Raw genomic sequence first — 3978 nt, 5'->3', positions numbered from 1 at the left:
GTTCAGGGAAATCGCATCCACTTTCCTCCACCTATCTGACCTGCGGAAATATTCTTCTGCTGGTCATCTGTGGGGTGAGTAGGTCAAACTGTGGAGGTCAGTGGAGTACAGTGGGAGCCATCGGAGCCCCCAGGGGATCCGAGAGGGGTGAGACACCGTGTTCCTCGGCACGCACATGCAGCGTCTGGACGACAAGGGCCGTCTCATCCTTCCCGCGAAGTTCCGCGACGAGCTCGAGTCCGGCCTGGTGCTCACGCGCGGACAGGAGAGATGCCTGTCCGTGTTCTCCATGCAGGAGTTCGAGAGCGTGCACGAGCAGATGCGGGCGGCGCCCATGACGAGCAAGGAGGCACGCGACTACCTGCGTGTCTTCCTCTCCGGGGCGTCGGCCGAGACTCCGGACAAGCAGAGCCGGATCACTGTTCCGCTCACGCTCCGGCAGTACGCCGGACTCGACCGCGACGTCGCCGTGATCGGCATGGGCAACCGTGCCGAGATCTGGGACGCCCCCACGTGGGAGGCGTACCTGGCGGAGACGGAGCAGGGCTTCGCGGACAGAGCGGACGAGGTGATCCCTGGGGTCATCTGAGTCCTCGGCGCTGGATCGAGATCCTCGCCCGCCCGGACTGCGGGGCACTTCCCCGGTTCCGCAGTCGCACACGGGTCCTGACGCGCTTCCCCGGCGCCAGGGCCAGGCGGGCGGGGTTCTGGACCCAGCGCCGCGGTGCTCTCCCCGCAGCGGGAGCCGCACAGGCAGCTGAGCAGGCAAGAGGGACGCATGAGTACGTGGACCGCCGCCTCCGGGCACGGCGGTCGGACCCGCTGGAGGAGGAGCCGTGGAACAGTTCGCACACACTCCGGTGCTGCTGGAGCGCTGCGTGGAACTCGTGGGCGTGGGCGTGGAGGCCGCGCGGGCGGCCGGATCCGTGCCGGTCGTCGTCGACGGCACCCTGGGCATGGGCGGCCACACCGAGGGCATCCTCGCCGCGTTCCCAGATGCGCGGGTGATCGGCCTCGACCGCGACCAGGAGGCGCTGAGCCGGGCGCGGGCCCGGCTGGAGCCGTTCGGCGAGAGGTTCACCGGCGTCCACGCGGTCGACGACGAGCTCGAGGAGGTCCTCGCGCACCTCGGTCTCTCGGAGATCAGCTCGATCCTCCTCGACCTGGGGGTCTCCTCCCTGCAGCTGGACGAGGACGAGCGCGGCTTCTCCTACTCGCGCCCCGCGCCCCTGGACATGCGCATGGACCAGTCCGCGGGCCTCACCGCGGCGGAGGTGCTCAACACCTATCCGGAGGCGGAGATCGCACGGATCCTCCGCGAGTACGGGGAGGAGCGCGAGGCGAGGCGGATCGCCCGCGCCGTCGTCGCGGACCGTGAGGAGCGTCCCTGGGAGACCTCGGACCAGCTCGCCGGCCTGCTCGAACGGGTGGTGGGGGACGGTCCGGGCGGCCGGCGGAAGGGCGGCGCCGCACAGCGGAAGCGCTCCCACCCGGCCAAGCGCACCTTCCAGGCCCTGCGGATCGAGGTGAATCGGGAGCTCGACTCGCTCTCGACCGCACTGCCGGCGGCGCTGTCCGCCCTCCACGTGGGCGGCACCGCCGTCGTGGAGTCCTACCAGTCCCTCGAGGACGTCATCGTCAAGCGGGTGTTCGCCGCGGGCCTCACCGATCAGGCGCCGCCGGAGCTGCCGGTGGTGCCCGAGGAGATGCGCGCCTGGCTCGCACCGCTGACCCGGGGCGCGGAGAAGGCCGACGCCGCGGAGATCGAGCGGAACCCGCGCTCGGCCAGCGTACGGCTGCGCGCGGTGCAGAAGATCGGATCCACACCGGCGCCCGCGCGGGCGGCCGGAGGAAGGGGGCGGCGATGAGCACCGCCGAGTCCTGGAGCACGGCCCCGGCGCATCCGGCGCCCGAACGCTTCGTCCGGCGCACCGCGCGCCGGCTCTCCCTCGTTCTTCCCCAGGTGTCCCGCCCGCGGATCCCGGTGGTGGTCTGGGGGGCGCTGATCGTGCTGGTGGGCGTCGTCCTCATCCTGGTCGGCAACATCATCGTCTCCCACACGACATTCAAGGTGGAGAGCCTCACCCAGCAGCAGGAGGCGCTCCAGGAGGAGCGCGACCGCCTCGTGGAGGACATCTCCTACCGGGAGAGCCCGCAGAACGTGGCCGAGACCGCGGAGGAGCGCGGCCTCGTGCGCGATCAGTCCCCGGCGTTCCTCGACGAGCGGACGGGTGAGATCACGCACACCGAACCGGGGCCCGCCGCGGATCCGGAGCGGGAAGTTCCTGAGAGGATCCCCGGTCCGCGCGCCGATGCGCGCGAAGACGTCAAGCCCAACCTACGCTCGGACGAGCGGCTGCCCGTGGTGGGCGGCGGCGAGCGGGAGTTCGTCGCGCCGGGGCAGGAGGAGCCGCAGCGATGAGCCTGCGGCCCGCGGACGGGCCGCGCAGATGACAGCAGTGCCGGGAGCGAGGGGGAACGATGCCGAGAACGACGGCCGCACGCACGAAGTGGCGCCTCTCCGCCGCCGGACGGCTCCGCTTGGTGGCCGGGCTCGCCGTGATCGTCCTCCTTGTCGTGGTGGGTAACCTCGTCGCGATCCAGGGCATCGACACCAAGCAGGCCGCGGCGAAGGCCCTGTCCGGGCGCCTCGTCACCGTCGCGCTGCCGGCGGACCGGGGGGAGATCCAGGCCTCCGACGGCACGCTGCTCGCGGGCAACGCGGCACGCTACCGGCTCGTCGTGGATCAGCAGAACGTCCAGCAGTACGAGCGGACCCCCGCGGGTGCGGACGAGGACGCGGAGCCGGAGCTCGTGGGGGCCTGGGGGGCTGCGCAGGATCTCGCGAAGGTGCTGGACACGGACGCCGGCCTGCTCTTCCCCGAACTCGACGGCGAGGCCCGCTGGAACGTGGTGGCGACCGGCCTCACGAGTGAGGTGCGGGCGCAGATCGAGGAGCTGGGCATCACCGGCATCTCCTTCGAGGAGTACACCATCCGCTCCTACCCGGCCGGCGGCGTCGCCGGCAGCCTCGTGGGCTTCGTCGGCTCCGACGGCGCCGCACTCGCCGGCCTCGAGCTGTCCTACGACGAGATGCTCCGCGGCCGCGACGGCGAGCAGCAGTACGAGAGGGGCGCCCGCGGCGAACGCATCCCGCTGGGCGACAACAGCACCACCCCGGCCGTCGACGGCACCGGGATCAGGCTCACCATCGACTCCACGATCCACCACTACGCGCAGGAGGCGATCGCCTCCGCCGTCAAGGAGCACAAGGCGGAATGGGGCACCGTCGTCATCACGGAGGTGGGCACCGGCAGGATCCTCGCCGCCGCGGAGGCGCCCAGCGTGGACCCCAACAACCCCGGCGGCGCGGATGCCCCGGACCGCGGCTCCCGGGTGTTCAGCGCGGCGTTCGAGCCGGGCTCCACCTCCAAGATGGTCACGGTGGCCGGACTGCTCGAGGAGGGCCTGGCCACCCCCGAGGACGAGTTCGTGGTCCCGGACACGTGGAAGGCCGCCAACGGCGAGGAGTTCCGCGACTCGAGCCCCCACGAGGACGAGAACCTCACCCTCGCAGGCATCCTCGCGCAGTCCTCGAACACCGGCACGCTCATGGCCGGGGAGGCCCTCACACCGCAGCAGCGCCACGACTACCTCGAGCGCTTCGGGTTCGGGCAGAGCTCCGGCATCCCCTTCCCGGGGGAGAACTCCGGCATCCTGCACCCCGTCGAGGACTGGGACGGCCGCACCGCCTACACCGTGATGTTCGGCCAGGGCGTGTCCGCCAACGCCATCCAGACGACCTCCGCGATGGCCGCGGTGGCCAACGGCGGGGTCATGGCCGCCCCGCGCCTCGTCGACGGCACGGTGGACTCCTCGGGCCGGGTCGTCCCGACGGAGCGCCGGGAGGACCGGCGCGTGGTGTCCGAGGAGACCGCCGCGAGCGTCCTGGACATGCTCGAGCACGTGGTCGTCGAC

General features: G+C 71.6%; 4 protein-coding genes. All 4 read left to right on the top strand.

Annotated elements, in window-relative coordinates; genetic code table 11:
* Positions 1-157: 157 nt before the first annotated feature.
* Positions 158-589, top strand: coding sequence for a division/cell wall cluster transcriptional repressor MraZ (gene mraZ / locus Q0A33_RS04880; protein WP_291793959.1), 432 nt, complete (start codon positions 158-160; stop codon positions 587-589).
* A 247-nt stretch (positions 590-836) separates the two neighbouring features.
* Positions 837-1868 carry a 16S rRNA (cytosine(1402)-N(4))-methyltransferase RsmH gene (rsmH, locus tag Q0A33_RS04875; RefSeq protein WP_291793954.1) on the top strand — a complete coding sequence of 344 codons (1032 nt, stop codon included), beginning with the start codon at positions 837-839 and terminating at the stop codon, positions 1866-1868.
* A complete protein-coding gene (locus Q0A33_RS04870; RefSeq protein WP_291793951.1) occupies positions 1865-2422 on the top strand; it encodes a hypothetical protein in 558 nt (185 codons plus the stop codon). The genes rsmH and Q0A33_RS04870 overlap by 4 nt, the downstream gene beginning before the upstream one ends.
* A 59-nt stretch (positions 2423-2481) precedes the next feature.
* Positions 2482-3978, top strand: a 1497-nt coding sequence (locus tag Q0A33_RS04865; RefSeq protein WP_291793948.1) for a penicillin-binding protein 2, incomplete at its 3' end; no start/stop codon positions are given.

This window comes from Brevibacterium sp., from assembly GCF_022712115.1.
Taxonomy (GTDB): Bacteria; Actinomycetota; Actinomycetes; order Actinomycetales; family Brevibacteriaceae; genus Brevibacterium; species Brevibacterium salitolerans.
The sequence above is the reverse complement of the archived record's forward strand: the minus strand, read 5'-3'. Positions and strand labels throughout refer to the sequence as shown.

What these genes read in the sequence shown, in the direction of transcription:
- Q0A33_RS04870 (WP_291793951.1), top strand. Translation starts at nt 1,865, where the DNA reads ATGAGCACCGCCGAGTCCTGGAGCACGGCCCCGGCGCATCCGGCGCCC.